Below are 23,265 nucleotides of genomic sequence, written 5' to 3'. Positions count from 1 at the left end.
TTGACCGACCCAGGCTCAGGCCAGCCGAAGGCCTGTATCTTGCCGGAATAAGTGAAGATGGTTCTGGTTGGCCGCTAGGCTTACCTGCTCGCCGACGTTTATGCGGAGGGTGCCCGGCACTCGCCAACAGAGCTCGACGCCTGAGCAATTCAGGAAGACATAGGTCTCCGCGCCAAGGTGCTCGACCACCGTCACTTTCCCTGCGAGCGGTCCGTTGTCGGCCTTCTGAAGGTCCTCTGGACGGATGCCGACGTCCACCGCGCCCGCTGGCGCGCGCTTGAGGTTCAGTTGATAGCTGCCGTTGCCCATGGCGAGGCGGCCGCTCTCGGACAGCTCGCCGGGCACGATGTTTATTGCAGGCGAGCCGATGAACTCGGCCACGAAGCGGTTGGCCGGGCGCTCGTAGAGCTCCAGCGGACTGCCGGCCTGGACGATGCGGCCCTGGTCGAGCACGACGATCCGGTCAGCCATCGTCATCGCCTCCACCTGATCGTGGGTGACGTAAATCGAGGTCGCGTTGAGCTGCTGATGCAGGCGCCGTACCTCGGTCCGCATATGAACCCGAAGCTGGGCATCGAGGTTCGACAAGGGTTCGTCGAATAGGAACACCTGCGGCTGGCGTACGATGGCCCGTCCCATCGCTACCCGTTGGCGCTGTCCGCCGGAGAGCGCGCGAGGAAGCCGGTCGAGAAATTTCTCCAACCCCAACGCTTTGGCCGCGCCGCTGACGGCTGATTGGGTGTCCTCGGCCGGGGTCCTTTTCAGCTCCAGCGAGAAGCTCATGTTCCGGGTGACGTTCATATGCGGATAAAGAGCGTAGCTCTGGAACACCATGGCGATGTCGCGCTCGCGGGGTTCCAGCTCGTTCACGACCCGCCCACCGATGGATATCTCGCCGCCGGAGATCTCCTCCAACCCCGCGATCATCCTCAGAAGAGTGGACTTGCCGCAACCCGACGGGCCTACCAGCACGACAAACTCGCCGTTCCCGATCTCAACATTGATGTCCTTCAGTGCTTGAAAGGCACCGTAAAGCTTCTGGACGTTCTTCAGGACGACCTGCGACATGTCTTGCCTTTCGACCTATTTGACCGCGCCCATGGTCAGACCTTGGACGATGAACCTCTGACCGAAGAACATCAGCAGAAGCGCGGGAATGGTGGACAGAATGGAGGCGGCGGCCATTTGGCCGTTCTGCACCTCGTACTGCTGCGAAAACTGGGCGATGGCGACCGGCACGGTCGCAGTGGCCCGGCCGGTGAGGTTCAGGGCAACCGCGAACTCATTCCAGGAGAACACGAAGGCCAGCACGCCCGCCGCGATCAGGCCAGGCCGGACCAACGGCAGGGCTATGCGCCAGAAGGCGTCAATTCGGCGGCATCCGTCGACCATTGCCGCCTCCTCGATGTCCTTCGGCAACTCGTTGAAATACGCCATCATCATCCAGACCGTCATCGGCAGGTTCAACGTTATGTGCGTCAGCGTTAGCGCGAAGAGCGTCTGATAAAGGCCGATCTCGCGGAAGATCAGGAACCATGGGCCAACGAGAGTCAGAGGCGGGATCATGTTGAAGATCAGCGTCCAGCCAAGGAAGACCGCGGCAATCCAACGCTTCCATTTCAATCGCGAAAGGGAATAGGCCGCCAGCGTGCCCACGAGGAGAACGCAGATCGTCGAACTGGTCGCCACGATCATGCTGTTTGCGACATTGGTCATAAAGTCGGACCGCTGCGACCAGAGGACGTCGATATAGTTGTAGAGCGTCGGCATCGTGAACCAGGTGCCCTGAAGGATCTGGATCTCGTACTTGAAGCTCTGCATCGCAACCCAGAGGAAGGGGGCGACGATGATGAAGACGCCGAGCGCCAGCAGAAGGATGCCGACGATCCGGGAGTATCCGCGCAGCACAAGCATCACAGCCGCCCCATCGCGCTGGAAACCCGATGGCCGATCCAGATGAAGACGACCGTCGCGGCGATGATAGCGACGGACATCATCGCCCCGTAGCCGAGCTGATTCTGTTCGAAGAACACCTGATAGAGGTGGAGGCTGACGACTTCCGTTGCGTTGCCAGGTCCACCGGATGTGAGCAGGAAGATTTCGTCGAACACCTTGAAGGCCAGGATCATCCGGAACAGCGCCGCGACGACGATCGCGGGCTTCAAAAGCGGAATGATGATCTTGAAGACGATGCTCCAGGTCCCGGCGCCGTCGATCCGCGCGGCCTCGATCACCTCGGACGGCAGCCCCTCGACCGCGGCAAACAGAATGAGGAAGACGAACGGCGTCCAGTGCCAGACATCGACGATGATAACCGACATGAGCGCGAGGGAGGTGGAGCCGAGCCAGTTTACAGGCTGCAAGCCAACGCCGGTGACAATCTGGTTCAGCACTCCGAAATCGAAGCTGTACATCAGCTTCCACATCGAGCCGATGGCGACCGGAGGCAGCAGGATCGGCACGATCAGCAGCGTCCGCAGGATGCCCTTGCCGCGGCGCATCGAGCTTACGAGAATCGCAAGGCCAAGACCGAGGACCATCTCCACAGCGACCGAGATGGCCGCATAGATCGCTGTGTTGCGCAGCGCAACGCCGAAGATGCCGTCGTGAAGAAGGGTGGCGAGATTGCTCCACAGCGAGAATTTCCAGATTTCATGACCCTGCTGAAAATTGATCGTGGAGCCCGCCATCAGCACGAGGTTGACGATCGGGTAGATCGTGAGCAGCACCAGCAGGACGATGGCTGGGCCTAGCGTAAACCAGCCGAGGTGCCGATCGATGAAGTCGGAAAGGCCAGGCCGGGGCGCCTCGGACGCGGGGGCTTGCGCGAGCGCCATTGAGTCAGGCAGGGGCATAGCTTCGGCGCGCGCCAAGAGCGACGCCGGATACGAGAAACAGGTTCACGCGGTATTCCATCTCGGCTCCTTCGGTTCCAACGCTTCCTGGTTGGGTTGGCGAATGCAGAAATGCAGGAAGTCAAAATCATGAAGTGGTCGCCGCCACACCGCTACTTGGTGCGGCGGCGACCTGTTGGCCTTACTCCGGAAGGGGAGGAAGCATCCCGGTCTTGCGGCCATCCTTCTTGAACAGGTCGTACATGTCCTGTGCGCCCTTGTTCAGCGCGGCAGCGGGGCTCAACTCGCCAACGAGCGCCTGGTTGTATCGCAGGCCAAGCATCTGGTTGATCGCAGGACCTTCCTTGAAGCCGAGAATCTGCTTGCCGTATTTGATCTCGTCCAGATAGGCCGTCATCCAACGATACTTCTCCTTGTTTTTCAGATCAGAGGAGAAGACGTCGGTCCGGACCGGAATCCCGCCGGCTTCGGCATAAGCATACTGCGCTTTGTAGGTCAGGAACCATTTCGAGAATGCAATCGCACCTTTCTTTCCAGCTTCAGAGGCGTTCTTCGGGATAGCAAACACCCAGCTGCCGATCGCAACGCCGGGCTTCCCGCCCGGTGTCGCGGCAGGTAGAACTGCAGCGTTCATCTTATCGACGACAGCGGACTTTCGTGGGTTGTCGAAGTTCGGGAAAGCGGCGATGACGGCCTGAGCCTGCAACCCCTTACCGGTCTGGACCAACTGAATCAGATCCCCCTGCCCTAGCGAACCGGCATTGGCCGGGCCGCAGGCCTTCTGTATTTGAATGTACTTCTTGAGCGCTGCCAAAGCCTGTGGGCTGTTGATCTCTACAGTAAAGTCACCGTTCTCGGCGTCTTTGACGTATTTGGCGCCGTACGCCAGCATGAAGGCGTTCATGTCGTAGAAGATCGAATCACCTTTCTGGCCGCGGACGACATAGCCATAGGACTTCGGCGGCTTCTGCAGCACCTTGCAGTTGGCCAGCACGTCGTCAAAAGTCTTCGGGACCTTGAGGTGCAGTTTGTCGTAGACGTCCTTGCGATAGTAGAAGAGCTCGATGTTGCCATTAGGGGCATAGCCCATGAGCTTTCCAGTAGAGCACGTGCGAAACTGCTTCTTGGCGTCCCAGCAGCCTGCATCGTCCAGCGTCAGGACTTCCTTGGGCAGGGCGAAGCTCGGGTCGATCTCTTTGAGTGGCTCAAGGAAGCCGCCAGCATAGAACTCAACGACATTCTGGCTGTCGATATTGAGTAGATCGAGTGGACTCGTGCCACCGGCTCGGACGGCGTTTCGCGCTTTTTCCAACATGCCGGGGAATGGGGTGACCTCAAGATTCACCTTGTTTCCGGTCTGCTTCTCATAAAGCGCGACGACCGCTTGAAAACCATCATACCATGGCGACGCATTGATCAGAACGTTGATCGGGGCCTGTTTGCCGACGTCGAGAAAACTTGCCCCAAGCGCAGGTGCTGCCAGTAGTGGCGCGATGATGGCCGTGGCAACCAGCCGCCGGCCCGTCGTTGTCCATTTCATTATAATCTCTCCCTGTTTGCCGACGATTTCCTGCGGCGTTTTGGCCAATGCTTGCTGGCGCAGGCCACGCGCGCAGCCACCGATCCCTCCCCGGTCGAAGGCAGCTGCCTCGGAGGACGATAGCTTGCGCAACGATGACAAAGAAATGATATATTCTACCCACATCGATAACCGAGAGGAATGGAATGGATCGCAATCTCAAGGCGTTTCTGGCGGTCGCTCGATCAGGAAACCTTACCGCAGCGGCTGAACAGATCGGCCTGACCCAGCCTGCGTTGACCAAGGCCATCCGGAGGACCGAGCAGGAGTTCGGCGCCGAGCTTTTCGAGCGATCCGTCCGGGGAATGGCACTGACGCAGGCTGGGCGAATGCTCTTTTCACGGAGCGAAATGATCGAAATGCACCACCAGCAAGCTCGGGAAGAAATCCAGCTGATCCGGGACGGAACGCTCGCCGAGTTCAGGATTGCTGCAGGGACGGCCTACCACAGCGCCGTCGCGCCCGATGTCGTCAAGCAACTCAGTCTGGAGTATCCGCGCATGCGCTTCCGGCTTGGATTCGAGGCGGCCAACAACGCGCTTCCGAAACTCATGGATGGCGAAATTGATCTGCTGTTCGGAGCGTTGCTCTCCGCCTTTACCGAAGGGATCGAAACCCGCCCTATCATCAATGTGCAGATCATCGCATACGCCTCCCAGGACAGCGCCCTGGCGCAGGCTGAGAGAGTCACGCCCGCCGATCTCGTCAGGCGAAAATGGGTGATCTATCATCGCGACCGCCTCAACGCGGAGCGGCTGCGGGAGTTCTGCTCGGATCACATGCTGCCTGATCCTGAGATCGCGATGGAGGTAGACTCGCTTGTCGCCACGTTCCGCATCGTCGCCGGAACCGATTACATCACACTGGCGAATCCTTACGTGCGCGACCTCGCCGAACGTGCGGGTCTGGTAGCGCTTCGGCTCGAACAGCCGATTTGCTCCTTCGAGTCGGGCGCTTGGTATCGACAGTCCCTGCGCGATCACCCAGCGCTGCTCCGCGCAATCGAGTTGGCCCGGCATTTTGCAGAGACTCAAATCTCCGGGCATTCCTAAGAGTTATCGAGGCACAACCCTAATATCATTATTCCGTCATATCTGGACCTCCTATGTTCGGCACAACATCAGGAGCAAAGCCGAATGTCACAGGGCCGACCGAACGTTATCGTCTTCTTCACTGACCAGCAGCGCCACGACACGACCGGTGTGCATGGAAATCCAATGGGGTTAACCCCTAACTTCGACCGCCTGGCCCGGTCAGGGACGCATCTCTACAACTCGTTCACAAGCCAGCCACTGTGTGGGCCTGCGCGCTCATCGATGCAGACAGGTCTCTTCGCAACTCAAACCGGGGTCTTTCGCAACGGAATTCCGCTGTCAGAGGACGCCGAGACAATGGCCAAGGTCTTCGCCCGGAACGGATACGACACCGCCTACATCGGCAAGTGGCACCTCGGTGGAAGTGACCCAGTTCCGGCGCGCGAGAGGGGAGGCTACCAGACGTGGCTTGCCGCGAACCTGCTGGAGTTCTGCTCGGACGCATATGACTGCGTCCTATTCGACACTGAAGACCAGCGCACCAAGCTGCCGGGTTACCGTGTAGACGCAATAACCGATGCGGCGATCCGCTATTGTGATGCGCATCATGACAATCCGTTCTTCCTCTTCGTGTCCTTCCTCGAGCCTCATCACCAGAACCACGTGGACGACTATCCCCCGCCGGAGGGCTACCGCGAAGACATGACGGCGAAGCTCTGGATCCCGCCGGACCTCGCGACTCTGAAGGGCACCAGCGGTTGGCACCTGGGCGGTTACTACGGGATGGTGAAGAGGCTGGACGAGGCCTTTGGCCGGCTAATGGATGCGCTGAAGAGCCTCGGCATGGCAGAGAACACTATAGTCATGTTCACGTCCGATCACGCCTGCCACTTCAAGACTCGCAACAGTGAGTACAAGCGCTCCTGCCATGAAAGCGCGGTAAGGGTTCCGACGATGCTCACCGGCCCGGGCTTCAACGCCGGCGGGCAGGTCAGGGCGCTATTCAGCACCGTCGACGTGGCCCCTACGCTGATCGAGGCGGCGGGTCTTGCGGTCCCAGAAGGAATGGTGGGCCGTTCGATCATCCCAGTTGTACGAGACGCACGCGCACCGTGGAGGGAAGACGTTTTTTTCCAGATAAGCGAGACGGAGACTGGCCGTGCGCTGCGAACGCACCGCTGGAAATACGGCGTGACCTCCGAGTACGACGAGGACGCGCCGCGATCGCAAGTGTATCGCGAGGCCTATCTTTACGATCTCGACAGTGATCCCTACGAAATGGTCAACCTCGTTGGGCTGACTGTGTTCCGAGACTTGGCGGACCAGCTCAAGTCGCGCCTTTTGGCCTGGATTGCCGAGATAGAGCAGGGTCATTCGCCGGAGATCCTGAATGCGGAGCCACGATACTCGCGTCAATATCGGCTCAAGCCGACAGACTTGACGGGCTTCAGCGACGCCGAAGCTCCCGTGGGCGCGATCCGGGGCGGCTGAACTCAGCATCGGTGCGGAGCCTCGGCAGCAGTTTCTCACGGGCCGCATTATTGGATAGCCAGCAAACAAGCGCGAATATTGACCCTTTTCAGCTCGCAACTCTACCTCCGTCGCCTCCAGGACAGTGCCTTCTGCCTTAGGTTTTTTGGATGTTGAGACGGGCCCCTACCCGTTTAGTCTGGTCGCACGGGTCTGCGGCAGTTCACGCTTACCCGCCCGCGAGCACTCGACCACAAGGGCGCCGAAGACTGTTCAGTTGCGAGCGGAAAGTCGGGGGAAGCTCTTGCGCATGAAAAGATCCCCTTACGAAATCCAAACTTTTTGCCGAAGATTCGGCCTCATTTTTGCCATTTTTTGTCACTTTCAGAACATCTCTACCAAACGTTTACGAAGCGGAACCCAATGCCATCGCAGAGCCGATGCCGCTCTTGCCAGATCCCACACCTATGGAGTGCCAATCGGCAATCCCAGAAATTCAACCGCGCTCAAGTGCCGCTTCACAACATAGCCTCCACGGGTAGAAGGCCGCGTCCCCAACAGGGCAATCCCAATTCGAGGAACGGCAGAGGCACAAGCAGGTCCGGTTGCTTGAACTGAACCAATTCAGCCCGTGAAGCCGGATTGCTGATCTCAACCAAGGTTGCGCCCAGAAAATGACGCCTCAGGTGCACCAATACGACATTTTCCGAGGGTGAATTCTAAGGCACGGGGCTTGCGCGGCGAAAAATGTGAAAGCGCTCAGGAGCAGACGAAGGTGCCTCACCGACCTACCAGTTCGACCGGCCATGGCCTCCCGGCCGCCTTCTGCGAATTGATGCCCGCGGAGCCGTCGCAGACCTATGCCCCCCGCACGAGTGTTCGCTCGATACTCCCGCGTCTTCGCCGGCACCGTAAATCCGCAAAAGGCGTTGCGCGCCAGCAAAGACGGATGATCGATCAAATACCGGGCGCCAGAGCGATGCTCGTTGCCGTGATCCTATTCGGAGCGGCACTCGTTGCGAGCACCGGTGCCGGATTGCTTGCCGGCGGTCAGTTTTAGGCCACTCCCCCCCATCACGCTGCCTCGATCTCGGAGAGATCGTCGTGCATTATCTTAAAATTACAATGTCTTAATCACATTTCTTAATTATGGATTGGCCTTGCCCTCTACCCACACACCCTGCAATTCATAGTCATCTGAAAACCAGACAAAATCGGCACGAGCACCCGGCTTGATAAGCCCGCGCTCAGCCTCAAGCCCAATGCAAGCCGCTGGAGCTGCCGTTATGGCCTCTAACGCCGCCGCTTCCGACAAACCCGCGATTTCAACGAGAAAACGGAGTGACACGGGCAACGTGACATCTGCTCCTGCAAGGGTGCCATCGGCCAGCGTCAAACGGCCGTCGCGACGCAAGACCTCCCGACCGGCCAGGTGGAAGGACGGCAGGTTGGTACCCGCAGCAGCCATCGCGTCCGTGACGGCAAACAGTTTCACCCTGCCCCGCTTGGCGGCGAAGGCCACTCGCAGGACCTCGGGCGCGACATGAATGCCGTCGCAGATGATGCCAGCGAAAACATCGGGGGCATCCAGCGCGGCGCCGACTACTCCCGGCGCCCGGTGGGACATGGGGCTCATCGCATTGAAGAGATGGGTCACGCAGGTGGCGCCGGCGGCAATAGCGACGTTCGCCGTCTCGAGAGACGCATCGGTATGGCCCAGACTTACAATTACGCCGGCCCGGACCAGTGAAGAGATCTGGTCCGTTGTGACGGCTTCCGGGGCAAGCGTCACCATCAGGCGGGGCAGTTCGGCGGCCGCGTGCAGCAAAAGCTCCAGATCGTCTTCCGTCATCGGCCGGATGAGCCCGGCATCATGCGCGCCCTTGCGCCGCGGGTCGAGGTGCGGGCCCTCCAGATGTAGGCCGATAAAGCCTGGCACACCCAGGTTGGCAGCCGCGATCCCGGCCTCAATCACCCGCGCCGTCATCTCCGGGGTATCGGTGATGAGTGTCGGCAGCAGGCCCGTGGTTCCGGCCGACAGATGCGCCCGGCAGATCGTTTCAATCTCCGCCAGCGTGCCCTTCTCGCCGAGCATTACGCCGCCGCCACCATTCACCTGCAGATCGATCAGGCCCGGAGCGAGTATGCCACCGGCAAGCTCTGTCACCTCGCCGGGCGGCGCATCACATCTCCGCAAAAGCGCGGCGACCCACCCGTCTTCTACGACGACGGCCGCGTCCTCAAAGAATTCAGACCCATCGAAGACACGAGCGCCAATCAGGATCTGTCGGGTCATACCGTCTCCGTCACTTTCCGCAGATGTTGTGGGATATCGGGATTGAGGCCTCTGCGGCGGGCCAGTTCTTCGACGAAGATGTAGAAGCTGACGACCAGAACCAGCGGCGCTACGAGCGGGTGCAACCCTTGAACTGCAGGCAACGCTGTCGCGCCCGAGACCGGTTCCGGGCCGGTGAAGAAGGCGTCCGCGCCCTGCCCCACCAGCCTGGTTACGGTTTCGGTCGCCTGTTGAAGTGCAGCGTCCTGGACGCCGAGGGCAAGAACGGGAAACCGCGCGTTTACGATCGCGGCCGGTCCGTGAAGCACCTCAGCCGAGGAATATCCTTCGGCATGCAGGTCGCAGGTCTCCTTGAACTTCAACGCCATCTCGCTGGCGATGGCGAAGCTTGGGCCGCGACCAAGGACGTAGAGAGATCGGGCCCGGACAAGGCGATCGGCCAAGGGCGTCCAATCGCAGGTCAGCGCCTGTTCGAAGGCGATGGGAAGCGTGGCCACGGCACGGCGGAGGTCGTCATCACCGCTCCATTCCGCCAGCAGTGCGAGCCCCGCAAGGACGGATGTCACGAACGTCTTTGTTGCTGCGACGCTGCGTTCACGTCCGGCATGAAGGGCCAGGGTATGAGCCGCCTCTTCGGAAATTGGGGCATGGCGATCGTTGGTGATGGCTATGGGGAGCGCTCCGCCCTGCCCCGCCGCTCGCATCATAGCGACGATATCCGGGCTGCGACCCGATTGGGAAATGCCGATGCAGGCCGCGCGCTCCAGTCGCATCCTTGCGCCGTAGATAGACGCGATAGACGGGCCGATCGAGGCAACCGGCACGCCGATCATCAGCTCGATCGCGTATTTTAGATAGGTCGCGGCGTGATCCGAAGAGCCGCGCGCCACGCTCACGACGAACCGCGGATCAAGCTCCCGAAGCGCAGCACCGGCAGCGGCAAGCGCAGGGCGGCCGGTGTCGAGAAAATGGGCAGCGATTGCGGGGATCTCTTCGATCTCCCGCCGCATATGCGTCTTGGCTGTCATTGTACCTCTCTTTGGAAGATTTGCGTGCCCCGACTGGCCGTCCTAGGCGGAACCGCGTTGCGAGCCGCGCAAGGCCAGGTCGGCGACCCCCACCACACCTGCTTTTGCGCCGAGCGCAGCCGGCACGATGACCGGGAGGAAGATTGAGGGATAGGCCTTCAGGGCACCCTGCAGGCGTGCCTGGTAAGACGGAAGCAGACCGACGCCACCGCCCAATACGACGCGCTCGATATCCGCGATGGCCTGCAAGTTGACGAGCGCTCGAGCGACTTCGCCCGCTGCATCCGCGATGATGGAGGCGGCCCAGGGTTCACCGTCCGCGAGCGCCGAGAATATGGCCCGCGTATCGTCAGGCCAGCCCTCGGTACCGGCGCGCCGGCTCATCGCGAACCCGGACGCGAAGCTTTCCAGTCGGGTGCCATCCGTGAGCCGGGTCTGTCCAAGGCTTCCAGCGAGACCCCGGCTCCCACGCCAGAGTTGTCCGCCAATGACAATACCTCCGCCAATTCCGGAGGAAACCGTGACAAAGGCCATGTCTGTGCCACGCCCCGCGCCGTACCGATATTCCCCCCATGCAGCGGCCTGAGCGTCGTTGACTGCCAACGCGCTATCGCACTGAAAGATTTCAGCCAGTCGCTCGGCTAGAGGTGTTTCGGGCGGAATATCGAGCGTGTCGGAATTCAGAGCGCTCCAGCGCCCTTCTCTGACGACACCCGTCACCGCGGCGCCGACGGCACAGTACCGGCCGGCCCAATCGGCGGCCAGGGTCCTCAATTCGGCGAACCAGTCCTCAGTAGCGATCCGCCGCATCGTGGGAGCCGTCCGCTCGTCAAGGATTTCGCCGTTTTGGACAAGCGCAAGCAGGGATTTCGTTCCGCCAATATCAAGCGCCAACGCCGTTCCTCGGCGCACAGCGTTGGCATGCGCGATCGCATCCCCGAACCAGCGCGTAACATATTCCTGGCGGGTAATTGCGGATCCCGCACAGACGGCATCCGCTCCAGCCTCGATCGCTGAACCCGCAAGAGCTGGTGTGTTGAACCGCCCTTCAGCGATAACAAACGTGCCCAGTCGGGAGCAGACCGACAGCAACTCGAAATCCGGGGCTGTCGGTATCGGACCGCCGGTGTAGCCGGACATCGTGGTCCCGATGATATCGAAGCCGAGGTCGCATGCGGATCTCGCCTCATCCAGCGTTGCCAGATCCGCCATTGCAAGGCATTCGGTAGACCTTATCGCGGCAAGCAGATCCGACACAGACACGGGGCGCACCCGTTGGGTCGCATCGACAGCGATGACCGTCGCGCCGGCTTCGGCAAGTGCCCGAACATCTCGGACGAACGGGGTAATCCGTACCGGGCTCTCGTCAAGATCCCGTTTGACGATGCCAATTATCGGCAGGTCGCAGGCGGCGCGCACCGCGGCAACCCGGCTTGCACCCTCGATTCTCAACGCCCGCGCGCCACCATCTCGTGCAGCCAACGCCATGGCGACCACGGTTTCCGTCGTATCCATCGGCCCGCCATCCACGGGCTGGCAGGACACGATCAGGCCGGCCGCCAGTCTCTCAAGGAGCGGTTCGCGGGGCATCATATTATGGCCTCATCCCGAATGCAGGCCATGCTGTGCCCGGGCACCATCTCGCGCAGCGGCGGGACCGACGTAGCGCAGGCATCGACCGCGAGAGGGCAGCGGGTGCGGAAAACACAACCCGAAGGTGGGTTCGCGGGGCTGGGAATGTCCCCGGTCAGGACCTGCCGCTTGGCCCGGCGGATCGGATCCGGTGTCGGGATCGCTGAGAGCAGGGCGCGGGTGTAGGGATGCCTTGGGCGTGCATAGAGTTCAGCCGCCGGAGCGATTTCCATGATCCGGCCGAGATAGAGGACGATCACCGTATCGCAGATGTACTCGACCACGGCCAGATCGTGGGAGATGAACAGCATGGTGAGTCCCAGCCGCATCTGGAGACCGCGCAGCAGATTGAGAACCTGTGCCTGAATCGAGACGTCCAGAGCGGACACCGGCTCGTCAGCCACGACGAACTCGGGCTGCATCGCCAAAGCCCGCGCAATCCCGATCCGTTGCCGCTGGCCACCGGAGAATTCATGCGCGAACCGGTCGAACGCGTCTTCAGGAAGCTCGACCATCTCAAGCGCTGCTCTCGCTCGAGCCTGCCGATCGGACTTGGAGCCCAAACGCTGGATATCCAGCCCTTCCATCAGGATCCGGCCGATCGTCATGCGCGAAGACAGACTCGCGAAGGGATCCTGGAAAACGTATTGCATCTTGCGCCGCTGACGCCTCAGACCGCGTGCCGACAGTCGCACGACGTCAGTACCGTTCATGATGACCTGTCCGCTCGTCGGCTCAATCAAGCGTAGGATCGAGCGCCCGATTGTCGTTTTTCCCGACCCGGATTCTCCGACCAGGCCAACGACCTGCCCGCGAGGAATATCGAAGGATATGTCCTGCAGCGCCTTCACAGCAGGGCCACGGGAAAACCCGGAAGGCTGGAAATGCTTCGTCAGGTTGCGGACCGAAAGGTAAAGATCATCCATTACTTACACCTCCCGCCAGCGGATGCAGCGCGCGTGGCGACCCGAGCTCACCTCCTCAAGCACCGGGACCGCGGCCCGGCAGCTCTCCGTTGCGAGCTCGCAGCGGTTCGCGAAGGCGCAACCTGGAGGCAGGTGGCGCAATGAGGGAACATTTCCGGCAATGGTCGGCAGGTCCCGACCTTGCGCCTTCAGCTGGGCCGCCTCCCCGAGCTTCGGCACCGATCTGAGGAGGCCCTTGGTGTATGGATGACGCGGGTGGTCAAAAACGTCCTGCACCGGACCGGTCTCGACGATCCGGCCCGCATACATTACGGCAACCCGGTCCGCGATCTCTGCGACGACGCCCAGATTGTGGGTGATGAACAGAACTGCCATGCTGCGCTCGGCCTGAAGCTTCGCCATGAGCGTGAGGATCTGGGCTTGAATGGTCACGTCGAGGGCCGTTGTCGGCTCGTCGGCGATCAGCAGCTGCGGGTCGCAGGCGAGCGCCATCGCGATTGTGACCCGCTGACGCATGCCGCCTGAAAGTTCATGCGGATATTGCTTCGCGCGCCTCTCGGGATCAGGAATGCCAACCTCGCCGAGCAAACGTACCGCGTCGGCCGCCGCGCTCCGATGCGACTTGCCCAGGTGAATCCGGATCGGCTCGGCGATCTGCTCGCCGACCGTGAATACCGGGTTCAGGCTGGTCATGGGCTCCTGAAACACCATTGCGACATCGTTGCCGCGGAGCCGCCGAAGCGACTCCGGGTCAAGCCCTGTCAGACTGGTCGTTTGCCCCGACTTGCAGCGCAGCCGGATCGAGCCTGCCGCTACCTGCCCCACTCTTCTCGGCAGCAACCCCATGATCGAGAGGCTCGTGACGGATTTGCCGGAGCCCGACTCACCGACCAGGGCGACGGTTTCCCCCGCAGCGATGGCCAGGTCGAGATCCTGGACCGCCGGGATAGCCCGCCCGCCGATGGTGAACGTGGTCGTGAGGCCGGAGATATCGAGCACGGCGTCCTTCATTTTGCCATCAGCCCGGTCGCGGAAAGAATGGCGTCGATCCGGCTGGTCTCGGACTCGTTCAGCGCCCGCTGCGGCCGCGCCATGGTGTTGCTGGCGATGATACCGAGACTGCGCATTGCGGTCTTGAACGCGCCGACACCGGCCGAGCCCGCACTTGTGCGACCCAACGAGACCCAGACGATCTCGAAGAGCGCGCACAGCCGCTCCTGCTCTGCCCTCGCTGCAGCGTGATCGCCGGCTTTCATGAAGTTCCAAAGCCGGACGTAGCCGAGCGGATCGACGTTTGCGAGGCCGGGGACAACGCCGTGTGCGCCCATTGCAAGGCAGCTGTCGACTACAATCTCGGAGCCGGTCATGCCGAAGAAGGTCTTGTCCTCCTTCATATCGGCGAGAACGTAGCGAAGGTTGCCATCGTCGCCGCTTGAATCCTTGAGCCCAACGATGGTCCCTTCGCGCGCAAGTGCGACCGTCGTTGCGCGCTCAAGCTTCAGGCCGACGCAGACCGGGATGTCATAGGCGATCAACGGCAGATCCACCGCGTCCCGCACGTAACGGAAGTGATCGAGCGTTTCGGCCTGGTTCGTGCGCGTGTAAAATGGCGCGGTGACAACCGCCGCGTCTGCACCCAGATCCTTCGCTTCCCGCGCATGCGCGATCACGCGATCGGTGGTCGGGTCGATCACGCCGACGAGCACGGGCACCCGCCCGTTAACAACGTTTAGTGCATGTTCGACGATCTTTCTGCGTGTCGCCAGGTCGTGGAAGACAACCTCGCTGGTAGAGCCGAGCACAAAGAGGCCATGCACACCGCCCGCGAGCAGATGCTCGAGAACCCGGGTGAAGGACGCATAATCGACGGTGAAATCCGGGTTGAGAGGAGTGACGACCGGAGGAACGACGCCAGTAAAGAGGGGCATTTCAGAGCCTTTGCTAATTGAGATCAGAGCGCGGATCGAACGCATCGCGTAGACCGTCGCCGATGAAGTTGATGGCCAGAACGGTCAGCACCAGGGCGGCGCCGGGAAACATCCATTGCCAGGGGTATTGTTCCAGAACGACGCTGGACCTGGCGGAGTTGAGCATGTTGCCCCAGCTCGCCTCCGGCGGTGGGATGCCGAGGCCCAGGAACGACAGGCCCGCCTCCAGCAGCACAGCGTTGGCGATCTGAAGCGTCGCGAAGACCACGATGATGTCCATACAGTTGGGCAACCCGTGGCGCAGAAGCAGATGGCGTATCCCGGCGCCCATGCCCCGCGCCGCAACGACGAAGTCACGTTCGCGAAGCTCCATCAGCCGGGCTCGCACCATGCGCGACAGAACGGGCCACGACAGCAGCGCAATCACCATGATTGTGGGGAACAGGCCGGTCCCTGCGATCGACGCAAGCACGAGAAGGAAGATCACCGGGGGAAGCGTCATGGCCAGATCGACAAGCCGCATGAGCGTGCCATCCACAAAGCGCCCTCCGAAGGCGGCAAGCGCCCCCACAAGGAACCCGAGCGCCGTGGAAATGACCACAGAGACGACCGCCACGGTCAGCGATGTCCGCCCGCCTTGCAGGAGCCGCGCGAACACGTCCCGGCCGACTCCATCACTGCCAAGCCAGTGCGTCATCGAGGGGCCTTGGTTGAGAGCGGACAGATCGATCGCGTTGGGCCCATAGGGCCACCAGAGGCTGTAGGTGCAGATCGCCAGAAGAATCGGAAGAAAGATCACAAGTCCCATGACGGCGGCGCGATTGGACAGGAAGCGCAAGGTCGCGCGCATCATTGACCCCGAGGGTGCCATGCCAACATCGTTCGGTGCGGTAGCGCTCATTTGGACACCTGAATTCGTGGATCGATGACCGCATAGAGCAAGTCGGTCAGCAGATTGACGAGGATAACGCCGGCTCCCGTGATCAGCGTCGCGCACATGATGACCGGGTAGTCGCGGCTGCTCACGGCATCGACGAGGAGAAGCCCCATACCCGGCCAGTTGAAGACGCTCTCCAGGAAAATCGCCCCGCCGACTGCAACGCCGATGGTCGATCCGATCAGCGTTATGACCGGAAGCAAGGCGTTGCGCGTGGCGTGCTTCAGGATCACCCAGACTTCCCGGACTCCCTTTGCGCGTGCGGTGCGCACATAATCCTGGTTCAGCACCTCGAGCAGTGACGACCGCATGTAGCGCATGATCATTGCGGCATAGCCGAGCGACAGAAGACAGGCGGGCAGGATCAGGTGCGCGAGAAGGTCAGTCAGCGAGAATGGTACGCCAGGCGTCAGCATCCCGCCGGCCGGTGCAACGTGGAACTTGACCGCGAACAGATAGAGGCCCAGCAGCGCCGTCAGGAACGCCGGGCTGGAAATACCGAGCGATGCCACCGCCGAAAGCGCGACATCCAGCGATGAATTGCGACGAACCGCGCTGACGATTCCAGTCGCGATTCCGGCGACTGTGGCAATGACGAGACCGGTTCCCATGAGCAAGGCAGTGGGGCCCACCCGCCCGAGGACCAGAGGCAGAACCGGCACACCGCCGCGCTGGATCGAGTATCCGAAATTCCCGCTGAGCGCGGCCCGCAGCCAGGCCAGATACTGCACGGGCAGAGGCTGGTCGAGACCGAGCCGGGCGCGCAATTCGGCCAGCGCTTGCGGCGACAGAGGCGCGGAGGGATTGATATAGGCCGCCACGGGGTCGCCCGGTGCGAGGCGCAACAGAATGAAGACGAGAACGCTCAGCGCCAGGAGCATTGCAAGCCCGACGGCAAGACGCCGAAACATATAGGTAAGCATGATCGGTCCAGGTCGGAGGGAGGCGGACGAAAGGCCGGCGGCGCGATCTGTCGCGCCGCCGCAGTTGGGGAGGATCGTTACTTGATGTCCCACTGTTCCGGATGGTCGGCGAACGGGCCGCCGGCCGGCGCCGGAGTCCAGACAAAGTTGACCAGCTTCTTCGAGGCGACCCCGTAGCGGTTGGCCGCCCACATCGTTCCCCAAGGCAGCTCTTTGTTCATCAGACGGCAGACATCCTGCCACCTCGCGTCGACCTTGGTCTTGTCGGTCTCGCCCAGGGCCGCGTCGAAGGCTGCGCTCAGATCATTGAACTGCACCCGCATGATGTTGGCGCCGGCGGGCGGAAGCTGTGACTTGTTCAGCCCGACGTTTATGCTGGCCGGGTTCGGTCCGTCCTGCAGGCCGGCATAGACCATCGGGAAGGCGCTCCAGTCCGGATTGTTCTGCTTGTAGACGATGCCGTTGTAGGTCGGCGCATCGACTACCCGAGGAACGACATTGATCCCAACCTGCGCGAGCATCGACTGGATGGCCGCCATCACATTTGCGGCCTGCTGGCTACCGTAATAGGTCAGCCAGGTAATCGGCTTGCTTCCGTTGATCTTGTTCCAACCGGCCTCGGCGAGAAGCTTCTTCGCCTTTGCCGGGTTGTAGGCGTAGTCGTTCAGCCCGGACGGTACCAGTTGCGGCGCAACATATCCGCATTGTGCGGCCTTCGCGGCGCCACCGTAGAGGCTCTTGATGATGGCCTCGCGGTTGATCGCATACATGACGGCCTGGCGAACCCGGACATCCTTCCAGAGATCAACCTTCTGATTGAAGCCGATGTAGTTCACGACATAGGAGGAGCCTTCGATCACGCGGAAATTGGGCTTGCCTGCGAAGGTTCGCGCGTCGTCCGGCTCGACATAGGTGAATTGAATTTCACCGGCCCGGAGCGCGGAGACGGCCGCGGCAGCATTCGCGAAATACCGGTTGATGAGATGGTCCACCTTGGGCTTGCCGCCGCGGTAGTTGTCGTTGGCCGACAATTCCACGTATTGATCCGTCACGTACCGGCTGAAGGTGAACGGCCCCGTCCCGATTGGCTTCGTCGACCACCAGGAGCTGGTCGCAAGACTTGCGGGCGCCTTGTCAGCGAGCGCGTGCTTCGGAAGCATCATCACCTGTGTCAGCGTCGAGAGTAGACCGCTGTCCGGCCTCTTGAGCTTCAGGATGACGGTCTGATCGTCCGGCGTCTCGACGTCGGCGATAGCGCCGAGGCGTGCGACGAAGACGCTGCCGGTCGCGGCGTTGCGCGCCAGATCCAGCGTGAACTTCACGTCGGCAGAGGTGAATGGCGCACCATCCTGCCAGTTCGTCTTCACCAGCTTGAAGGTGTAGGTCTTCTGGTCCGGGCTAAGCGAATAGCTCGACGCCAGATCGCCCTCGATCTTCGAAAGGCCCGCATTGTAGATCACCAAGGGCTCGTAATAGGTCGTGAGCCAGGTGAAGCCAGCCGTGGCCGCCAAGGGATTGAAGTTTTTCGGGAACCCGCCGGGCCCGACGTCAAATCCACCGGTGATGGTCTTGCCCTGCGCGAGCACGGGCCCCGGCAGCACCGCCGCCCCCATCATCAGGCCCGCAAGCATGAGGCCCCGCGACACCGTCTTCACGTTCATCATTCACTCCTCCTCTGATTTTTCTTGGTTCAGGGCCTTGCGGCTCCGACCGATCACGTCGCGGATGCCGCTGTAGTGGTCGCGCAACCGCGACTTCGCCAACTCCACGTCCCGGTTGGCTATGGCCTCGACGATTTCGTGGTGGTCGCGCCAGGTGCTCAGCGGATCGGGGTTTTGCAGATTGCTGAAGTCCGACGCCTTGTTGAAGGCGAGCCAGAAGATGTCGATCAGCGCGCTCAGCATGCTGTTGCCCTGGCAGCGAAACAGCAGCTGGTGAAACCTTTGGTCTTCCGCCGCGAAGCTCTCGTGGCGCTCGGCGCGCGCCTTCATGCGCTTCGTTACCTCACGAAGCTCCGCGAGGTCCTCCGGACCAATCATCTCGATCGTCTTCTCGATCAGACCGGTCTCAAGGACGCTACGGATCTCCCGAAGCTCATCGACGCTGCGAAGTGAGTCCTGCAGTCCGTAAGCCAGGTTGTCGAGCAAGGGCTCGAAGGAAAACTCCTTCACGAAGACACCGATTCCGCGGCGCGTCTCGAGAATGCCAAGCGACTCGAGCGCCTTGATCGCCTCCCGGACGGAGTTGCGACCAACCCCGAGCTGCTGCGCAAGGATAGCTTCGGCCGGCAGCGGATCCCCGCCCCGCAACCCATTGCTTTCTATGTATCCCTTCAGCGTCTCCTGCACGGTCACGTGCAGCAGCTGCGGACGCTCGACCTGCGGTATCGTCACTTGGCGCTCCATCCTCAGGGTCCCGTTTCTCTTTCTTCATCGGCCCACACTTAAAGGCGCGGCACACTTCGCGGCTTGTGCTATAGCAACATATGGGATATCCCACAACCCCATATCGGATAGGGAGTCAAAATGAAGATCGCGTTGCTGGGAACGAGTCATTGGCACGCAAAGATGCACCATGAGGCCGCCCTGGCCGCCGGCGCCGAAATCGTGGCCGCCTGGGATGCGAGCGAAGCGCATTCGGCAGAATTCGCGGCGCGCACCGGGATCCCCAATGCGGCGACACCTGAGGCCGCCCTCGCCGGTGCGGACCTCGCCGTCCTGATGGGGCATCCGCGAGAGATCCCCGACCTGGCGAGACGACTCTTCGCCATGGGAATGCCGATGATCCTTGAAAAGCCGGCTGCTGCAGGGACAGTCCAGCTGGAGGCGCTCCTGGCTGAGGCGGCACATAACAATGCTTTTGTCGCCGTGCCTTTGCCCAACCGGCATGGCCCCGCGATGACAGAGCTTCGCCGACTGATGGCCGAAGGGCACACCGGGCACGTCCGCCACGCGGGGTTCCGCCTGATCAACGGCCCCCCGAAGCGCTACCGGCTGGACGGGGTGGACTGGATCCTTGACCCGCACATTGCAGGCGGTGGCGCACTGCGCAATCTCGGCATCCATGGCGTGGACGCAGCAATTTCACTCGCCCGCGGCCCGCTTCGAGTGGCATCGAGCCATATTGGGAAGAGGATCCACACCAATGAGGCCATTGAGGATCATGCGGTCGTCGTTCTGTGCGACGAAAGCGGCGCACTCTTTGTCATCGAAACCGGCTACACCTATGCCTCGATGGAGCCCGGCGGCGATTTCGAATGGCGGATCGCGACCACAAACACCACTCTGATCGATCGCGGCGACATGGCCTTCGCCGTCCGTCTGGATGACGGCCAGAGATATGAACTTCCGCCAGAGCCGACCTCCCTTCGCTACCGCCGATTCATGATCGACACATTAGAAAGGCTCGCGTCCGGCCGACCACCGGCCGTCACGCTTGCAGACTATGTCAAAGCAATGCGGCTCATCGACGTCGCATACGAAAAGGCAAAACAATGATCGGTATCGGGATCATCGGCGCGGGTCACTTCGGCGCCGTCCACGCGCGGGCAATAACCGAGGTCGAAGGATTGGAGATCGTTGCTGTCTGCAGAGAAGACCAACAACAGGCGGAAGTCTTCGCAAGAGAATACGGAGGCAAGGCCTATTCCGACTGGCAAGTCCTTCTCGAGGATCCCGATGTCGATGCGGTGGTTATCGCGACCCCCCACCACCTGCACAAGGAGATTGCCCTCGGCGCCGCACGGGCCGGCAAGCACATCCTCCTGGAAAAGCCCATGGCCCCATCCGTGGCAGACTGTGACGAGATCGCGCACGCCGTCAGCGAGGCGGGCGTCCAGTTTATGGTGGGGCACGTGATGCACTTCGCTCTCCCTTGCCTGATGGCGAAGGAGATCATCCGGTCGGGAGCCATTGGCCTGCCGGCCGTCGGCACAAGCGGGATGATCAAGCTCTGGATGGAAGGAAACCGCAGGCCATGGCATCTGCATCGCGAGACCGGTGGCGGGATGCTGATGACGGCCGGCATCCATGCCCTCGATCGGCTCGTGTGGCTCATGGGGCAGGACGTGGTCGGCGTATCGGCTATGATGGGTAGCCATTTTCATCAGCAACAGGCGGACGATACCGCGCTCATCGGCTTGCGATTTTCCGACGGTGCTATCGGACAGGTCCAGAGCATCGGCTATCGTGACGGCGGCTCAAGCTTCGCGATGGATCTCGTGTGCGAACGCGGCGCCCTTCGCATTGATTTCAGCAGCGGGCTCTGGCTCGGACGAAACGGCACATTCGAAAAGATACCCGACTCGCTCGAACCGGAATGGATGCATCGGGCGGTCGTACGGGAATGGGAAGCTATGTGCACAGCCATACTTGACCAGGCCGCTCCGCCGGTCTCGGCGGACGATGCGCGTCAGATCCTGGCGATCATCGAAGCGGCATATCGTGCCAACGATGAGCGTGCGGAGGTGGAGATCGCTTATGACCGTTGAAATTGACCTGATTGCTGGCGCTTTGGTCGCGGCACGAACCGGCGCTGGACCACTGGTCGGCGCCGAACAACTGAGCGGGCTCTCGGAAGATCAGGCAATGGCTGTTCAGGCCGCCGTCAGACGACGGCTCGGTCAGAGTGCCCCGGTAGTCAAATTGTCCCTTTCCGGCGAAACGGCCCTGGTCGCGCCCATCCTGTCCGACGAAGTGGTGACATCCGGAGCAAGCCTCGTGGTCGGCGAAGGCACCTTTCTCGGACTGGAAATCGAAGTTGCCGCCGTTCTTGGCGAGGATCTCACAGCCGAACACGCGTCCGCCGGACGGGCAGGTGTGCTTGCTGCGGTCAGTCATTTCTCGGTTGGAATCGAGCTCATCGGCACCCGCCTCGACGATCGAACAAAGGCAGGAAGATTTGGCGCGCTCGCCGACAACTTGTTGAGCATGGGCTACGTGATCGGACGCCAAGCCATCCCGCAGCTGCCAGCGGTCGACGGATTGGCGGTCAAGGCATTGATTGACGATCGAGCCCACTATTTGGGCGAGGCCAAACATCCTTTTGGCGACGCCTTGGCTCCACTCCTCGCTTACGCCCGACACCCCTCGGAGCCCTTTGGGACTCTGCGCACAGGCACCGTTGTGACCACCGGCTCGCTCGTCAATCTGTTGAATGCGCCAAAGGTCTCTTCTGTTTCAATTGCGCTTGGGGACTATCAGGCAATCGAAGTCCATCTTCTCGAGCGTCCAGGCTGAATGTCTGCATCCGAACTGGCTTGGCTCGGCGTTTCTTAGAGCCTCTTGTGGATTTCGCCAATTGAACCACGCTCGATCAGCCGGGTTGGGACAACGAGGCGCCGGTGCTCGTCAACGCCCCCCGAAATCCGTGCGAGGACCAGGTCAGCAGCGCTCTTGCCAAGCTCATAGATGGGTTGGTCCACAACGGTGACTTCCGGCGCGGTTACCCTCGTCCAATCGGCGTCGAAGTAGGAAATGAGAGAAACGTCGTCTGGAATGGACTTTCCAAGCGCCCGAATTGCCGAAAACGTCTCGACTCGGCCATTACCTATCGCACTACCGGCGGTCGGCCGGGGCGACCGTAGGTCGCCATAACCTCGCAGAGCCGCGCGGTGTCGATCCCTGGGCAGATGCCGCCGACCGGCTTGATGCAAGGAACATCCTCCCCTTGCACGATTGAGTTGATCACGCTTTCCTCCACCGCTTGGGCAGCGGCCTCATAGATCGGGTTCATCTCGTCCCAGTTCAGGCTGTGGCGGGTGATAACATGGCCCGCCTTCGACGGCGTGGGTATCTCGTCGGCAACCGAGAAGGCCAAGAAGATGTCGCCGGAACTGTTGCCGCTCGGCGTTCCCGTTCGCGCGATCCCCATCCCCGCGCGCTTGGCAAGCCCGCGCAGGAGCGTGTCCGACAGCGGCGCGTCGGTGGCGAGTACCACGATGACCGAGCCCACCTCCTCCTTCGCTCCGCGGAAGGGTTTCACCGGCATCTCTAGGCCGACGGGGACGCCGAGAACGTTGAACCATTCGCGGATGCCGAAATTGGCTTGGACAAGCGCGGCGACTGTATAGCTCTCTCCCCCGATCTCCACGCGGCGCGAGGCGGTGCCGGTGCCGGCCTTGAACTCGTAGGCGATCATTCCGTTGCCGCCGCCCACCGAACCCTCGGCCACCGGGCCAGAGGCAGCGGCCTCGAGCGCAGCCACCGCGTGCTCCGGGCAAACATGGGCCGTGTTGATGTCGTTCAGCACGCCGTCGTAGGTTTCTGCAACGACGGGCATCGCCCAAGCGTGCTCCTCGCGGAAGTAGGTGTCGTACGTGCGGATCATCCATTCGATCGCGCCTTGATGGCAGGCGCCGATTCCGTGGGTGTTGGTAATCAGCACCGGGCCGAGGAAGTAGCCGGCATCGTTGATCCAGTGGACGCCGGTCATCTCGCCGTTGCCGTTGAGCGCGTGGAACCCGGCCCAGACCGGGTTCGGCCGGCCGGTATCGGGCCGCGGCAGGATCCCGGTCACCCCGGTCCGCATCTTTCGCGCGGGATCGGTGAGCGTGGTGAAGCCTACGCGGACGCCGGGCACGTCGGTGATTGCGTTGAACGGCCCGGGCGTTCCGCGGAACGGCAGGCCGAGCGCGCGGGCACGGGGTTTCTGGGTCAT

The 23,265-nt window shown here is 61.7% G+C and carries 21 protein-coding genes; 5 read left to right on the top strand and 16 right to left on the bottom strand.

The genetic code is table 11. The annotated features are described in order from the left end of the window. Positions 1–15: 15 nt before the first annotated feature. The 4 genes from EIP85_RS19575 to EIP85_RS19560 form a co-directional block, all read right to left on the bottom strand. Positions 16–1,068, bottom strand: a complete 1,053-nt coding sequence (locus tag EIP85_RS19575) for an ABC transporter ATP-binding protein (RefSeq protein ID WP_127903905.1) — start codon at positions 1,066–1,068, stop codon at positions 16–18. Between the two features lie 15 nt (positions 1,069–1,083). Then, positions 1,084–1,914, bottom strand: coding sequence for a carbohydrate ABC transporter permease (locus tag EIP85_RS19570; protein ID WP_127903904.1), 831 nt, complete (start codon positions 1,912–1,914; stop codon positions 1,084–1,086). Beyond that, complete coding sequence (locus EIP85_RS19565; protein ID WP_206615598.1) at positions 1,914–2,873, bottom strand: carbohydrate ABC transporter permease; 960 nt, start codon at positions 2,871–2,873, stop codon at positions 1,914–1,916. Before EIP85_RS19565 ends, EIP85_RS19570 begins: the two co-directional genes overlap by 1 nt. 163 nt (positions 2,874–3,036) lie before the next feature. Continuing rightward, positions 3,037–4,395 carry an ABC transporter substrate-binding protein gene (locus tag EIP85_RS19560; protein ID WP_164871817.1) on the bottom strand — a complete coding sequence of 453 codons (1,359 nt, stop codon included), beginning with the start codon at positions 4,393–4,395 and terminating at the stop codon, positions 3,037–3,039. 185 nt (positions 4,396–4,580) lie between these two features. On the opposite strand from EIP85_RS19560, the gene EIP85_RS19555 reads away from it, so the two are divergent. Both EIP85_RS19555 and EIP85_RS19550 read left to right on the top strand, forming a co-directional pair. Further along, positions 4,581–5,486, top strand: coding sequence for a LysR family transcriptional regulator (locus EIP85_RS19555; protein ID WP_127903902.1), 906 nt, complete (start codon positions 4,581–4,583; stop codon positions 5,484–5,486). A gap of 84 nt (positions 5,487–5,570) precedes the next feature. Next, the gene (locus EIP85_RS19550; protein WP_127903901.1) at positions 5,571–6,959 is read left to right on the top strand and encodes a sulfatase family protein; all 1,389 of its coding nucleotides are present in this window, start codon (positions 5,571–5,573) and stop codon (positions 6,957–6,959) included. Between the two features lie 1,126 nt (positions 6,960–8,085). Here the strand turns inward: EIP85_RS19550 and nagA are convergent. The 10 genes from nagA to EIP85_RS19500 form a co-directional block, all read right to left on the bottom strand. Continuing rightward, positions 8,086–9,234, bottom strand: coding sequence for an N-acetylglucosamine-6-phosphate deacetylase (gene nagA / locus EIP85_RS19545; RefSeq protein ID WP_127903900.1), 1,149 nt, complete (start codon positions 9,232–9,234; stop codon positions 8,086–8,088). Next, complete coding sequence (locus EIP85_RS19540) at positions 9,231–10,262, bottom strand: SIS domain-containing protein (protein WP_127903899.1); 1,032 nt, start codon at positions 10,260–10,262, stop codon at positions 9,231–9,233. The genes nagA and EIP85_RS19540 overlap by 4 nt, the downstream gene beginning before the upstream one ends. 42 nt (positions 10,263–10,304) lie before the next feature. After that, entirely contained in the window at positions 10,305–11,852 is a 1,548-nt protein-coding gene (locus tag EIP85_RS19535; RefSeq protein ID WP_127903898.1) for a putative N-acetylmannosamine-6-phosphate 2-epimerase, read from the bottom strand. Continuing rightward, a complete protein-coding gene (locus EIP85_RS19530; protein WP_127903897.1) occupies positions 11,852–12,820 on the bottom strand; it encodes an ABC transporter ATP-binding protein in 969 nt (322 codons plus the stop codon). Before EIP85_RS19530 ends, EIP85_RS19535 begins: the two co-directional genes overlap by 1 nt. 3 nt (positions 12,821–12,823) lie before the next feature. Next, a complete protein-coding gene (locus EIP85_RS19525; protein WP_127903896.1) occupies positions 12,824–13,831 on the bottom strand; it encodes an ABC transporter ATP-binding protein in 1,008 nt (335 codons plus the stop codon). Next, positions 13,828–14,748: a dihydrodipicolinate synthase family protein gene (locus EIP85_RS19520; RefSeq protein WP_127903895.1), complete on the bottom strand. Its 921-nt coding sequence runs from the start codon at positions 14,746–14,748 to the stop codon at positions 13,828–13,830. Before EIP85_RS19520 ends, EIP85_RS19525 begins: the two co-directional genes overlap by 4 nt. A 13-nt stretch (positions 14,749–14,761) precedes the next feature. Continuing rightward, positions 14,762–15,601: an ABC transporter permease gene (locus EIP85_RS19515; protein WP_206615597.1), complete on the bottom strand. Its 840-nt coding sequence runs from the start codon at positions 15,599–15,601 to the stop codon at positions 14,762–14,764. A 44-nt stretch (positions 15,602–15,645) separates the two neighbouring features. After that, positions 15,646–16,608, bottom strand: coding sequence for an ABC transporter permease (locus EIP85_RS19510; protein WP_127903894.1), 963 nt, complete (start codon positions 16,606–16,608; stop codon positions 15,646–15,648). 77 nt (positions 16,609–16,685) lie between these two features. After that, positions 16,686–18,272: an ABC transporter substrate-binding protein gene (locus EIP85_RS19505; protein ID WP_206615596.1), complete on the bottom strand. Its 1,587-nt coding sequence runs from the start codon at positions 18,270–18,272 to the stop codon at positions 16,686–16,688. Then, positions 18,273–19,013: a FadR/GntR family transcriptional regulator gene (locus EIP85_RS19500; protein WP_127903893.1), complete on the bottom strand. Its 741-nt coding sequence runs from the start codon at positions 19,011–19,013 to the stop codon at positions 18,273–18,275. A 120-nt stretch (positions 19,014–19,133) separates the two neighbouring features. Here EIP85_RS19500 and EIP85_RS19495 point away from each other — a divergent pair, with 120 nt between their 5' ends. The 3 genes from EIP85_RS19495 to EIP85_RS19485 are packed head-to-tail and all read left to right on the top strand — an operon-like array spanning position 19,134 to position 21,845. After that, positions 19,134–20,105: a Gfo/Idh/MocA family protein gene (locus EIP85_RS19495; protein ID WP_127903892.1), complete on the top strand. Its 972-nt coding sequence runs from the start codon at positions 19,134–19,136 to the stop codon at positions 20,103–20,105. Next, a complete protein-coding gene (locus tag EIP85_RS19490) occupies positions 20,102–21,097 on the top strand; it encodes a Gfo/Idh/MocA family protein (RefSeq protein ID WP_127903891.1) in 996 nt (331 codons plus the stop codon). The genes EIP85_RS19495 and EIP85_RS19490 overlap by 4 nt, the downstream gene beginning before the upstream one ends. Continuing rightward, complete coding sequence (locus EIP85_RS19485; RefSeq protein ID WP_127903890.1) at positions 21,087–21,845, top strand: hypothetical protein; 759 nt, start codon at positions 21,087–21,089, stop codon at positions 21,843–21,845. The genes EIP85_RS19490 and EIP85_RS19485 overlap by 11 nt, the downstream gene beginning before the upstream one ends. Positions 21,846–21,880: 35 nt before the next feature. On the opposite strand, the gene EIP85_RS23510 is transcribed toward EIP85_RS19485, so the two are convergent. Together EIP85_RS23510 and EIP85_RS19475 are read right to left on the bottom strand one after the other, a co-directional pair. Beyond that, on the bottom strand, positions 21,881–22,261 hold the full coding sequence (locus EIP85_RS23510) for a substrate-binding domain-containing protein (RefSeq protein WP_127903889.1): 381 nt from the start codon (positions 22,259–22,261) through the stop codon (positions 21,881–21,883). Continuing rightward, a complete protein-coding gene (locus EIP85_RS19475) occupies positions 22,156–23,265 on the bottom strand; it encodes a DmpA family aminopeptidase (protein WP_127903888.1) in 1,110 nt (369 codons plus the stop codon). The genes EIP85_RS23510 and EIP85_RS19475 overlap by 106 nt, the downstream gene beginning before the upstream one ends.

Source organism: Solirhodobacter olei (genome assembly GCF_004010155.1).
Taxonomy (GTDB): Bacteria; Pseudomonadota; Alphaproteobacteria; order Rhodobacterales; family Rhodobacteraceae; genus Solirhodobacter; species Solirhodobacter olei.
Note: the sequence above shows the minus strand (reverse complement) of the source record. Positions and strands in the feature narration are given on the sequence as shown.

Excerpts from the sequence above, each read along its gene's own strand:
- EIP85_RS19575 (WP_127903905.1), bottom strand. The coding sequence starts at position 1,068 with ATGTCGCAGGTCGTCCTGAAGAACGTCCAGAAGCTTTACGGTGCCTTT.
- EIP85_RS19570 (WP_127903904.1), bottom strand. The coding sequence starts at position 1,914 with ATGCTTGTGCTGCGCGGATACTCCCGGATCGTCGGCATCCTTCTGCTG.
- EIP85_RS19560 (WP_164871817.1), bottom strand. The coding sequence starts at position 4,395 with ATGAAATGGACAACGACGGGCCGGCGGCTGGTTGCCACGGCCATCATC.
- EIP85_RS19555 (WP_127903902.1), top strand. The coding sequence starts at position 4,581 with ATGGATCGCAATCTCAAGGCGTTTCTGGCGGTCGCTCGATCAGGAAAC.
- EIP85_RS19550 (WP_127903901.1), top strand. The coding sequence starts at position 5,571 with ATGTCACAGGGCCGACCGAACGTTATCGTCTTCTTCACTGACCAGCAG.
- nagA (WP_127903900.1), bottom strand. The coding sequence starts at position 9,234 with ATGACCCGACAGATCCTGATTGGCGCTCGTGTCTTCGATGGGTCTGAA.
- EIP85_RS19540 (WP_127903899.1), bottom strand. The coding sequence starts at position 10,262 with ATGACAGCCAAGACGCATATGCGGCGGGAGATCGAAGAGATCCCCGCA.
- EIP85_RS19535 (WP_127903898.1), bottom strand. The coding sequence starts at position 11,852 with ATGCCCCGCGAACCGCTCCTTGAGAGACTGGCGGCCGGCCTGATCGTG.
- EIP85_RS19530 (WP_127903897.1), bottom strand. The coding sequence starts at position 12,820 with ATGGATGATCTTTACCTTTCGGTCCGCAACCTGACGAAGCATTTCCAG.
- EIP85_RS19525 (WP_127903896.1), bottom strand. The coding sequence starts at position 13,831 with ATGAAGGACGCCGTGCTCGATATCTCCGGCCTCACGACCACGTTCACC.
- EIP85_RS19520 (WP_127903895.1), bottom strand. The coding sequence starts at position 14,748 with ATGCCCCTCTTTACTGGCGTCGTTCCTCCGGTCGTCACTCCTCTCAAC.
- EIP85_RS19515 (WP_206615597.1), bottom strand. The coding sequence starts at position 15,601 with ATGATGCGCGCGACCTTGCGCTTCCTGTCCAATCGCGCCGCCGTCATG.
- EIP85_RS19510 (WP_127903894.1), bottom strand. The coding sequence starts at position 16,608 with ATGCTTACCTATATGTTTCGGCGTCTTGCCGTCGGGCTTGCAATGCTC.
- EIP85_RS19505 (WP_206615596.1), bottom strand. The coding sequence starts at position 18,272 with ATGATGAACGTGAAGACGGTGTCGCGGGGCCTCATGCTTGCGGGCCTG.
- EIP85_RS19500 (WP_127903893.1), bottom strand. The coding sequence starts at position 19,013 with ATGGAGCGCCAAGTGACGATACCGCAGGTCGAGCGTCCGCAGCTGCTG.
- EIP85_RS19495 (WP_127903892.1), top strand. The coding sequence starts at position 19,134 with ATGAAGATCGCGTTGCTGGGAACGAGTCATTGGCACGCAAAGATGCAC.
- EIP85_RS19490 (WP_127903891.1), top strand. The coding sequence starts at position 20,102 with ATGATCGGTATCGGGATCATCGGCGCGGGTCACTTCGGCGCCGTCCAC.
- EIP85_RS19485 (WP_127903890.1), top strand. The coding sequence starts at position 21,087 with ATGACCGTTGAAATTGACCTGATTGCTGGCGCTTTGGTCGCGGCACGA.
- EIP85_RS19475 (WP_127903888.1), bottom strand. The coding sequence starts at position 23,265 with ATGACCCAGAAACCCCGTGCCCGCGCGCTCGGCCTGCCGTTCCGCGGA.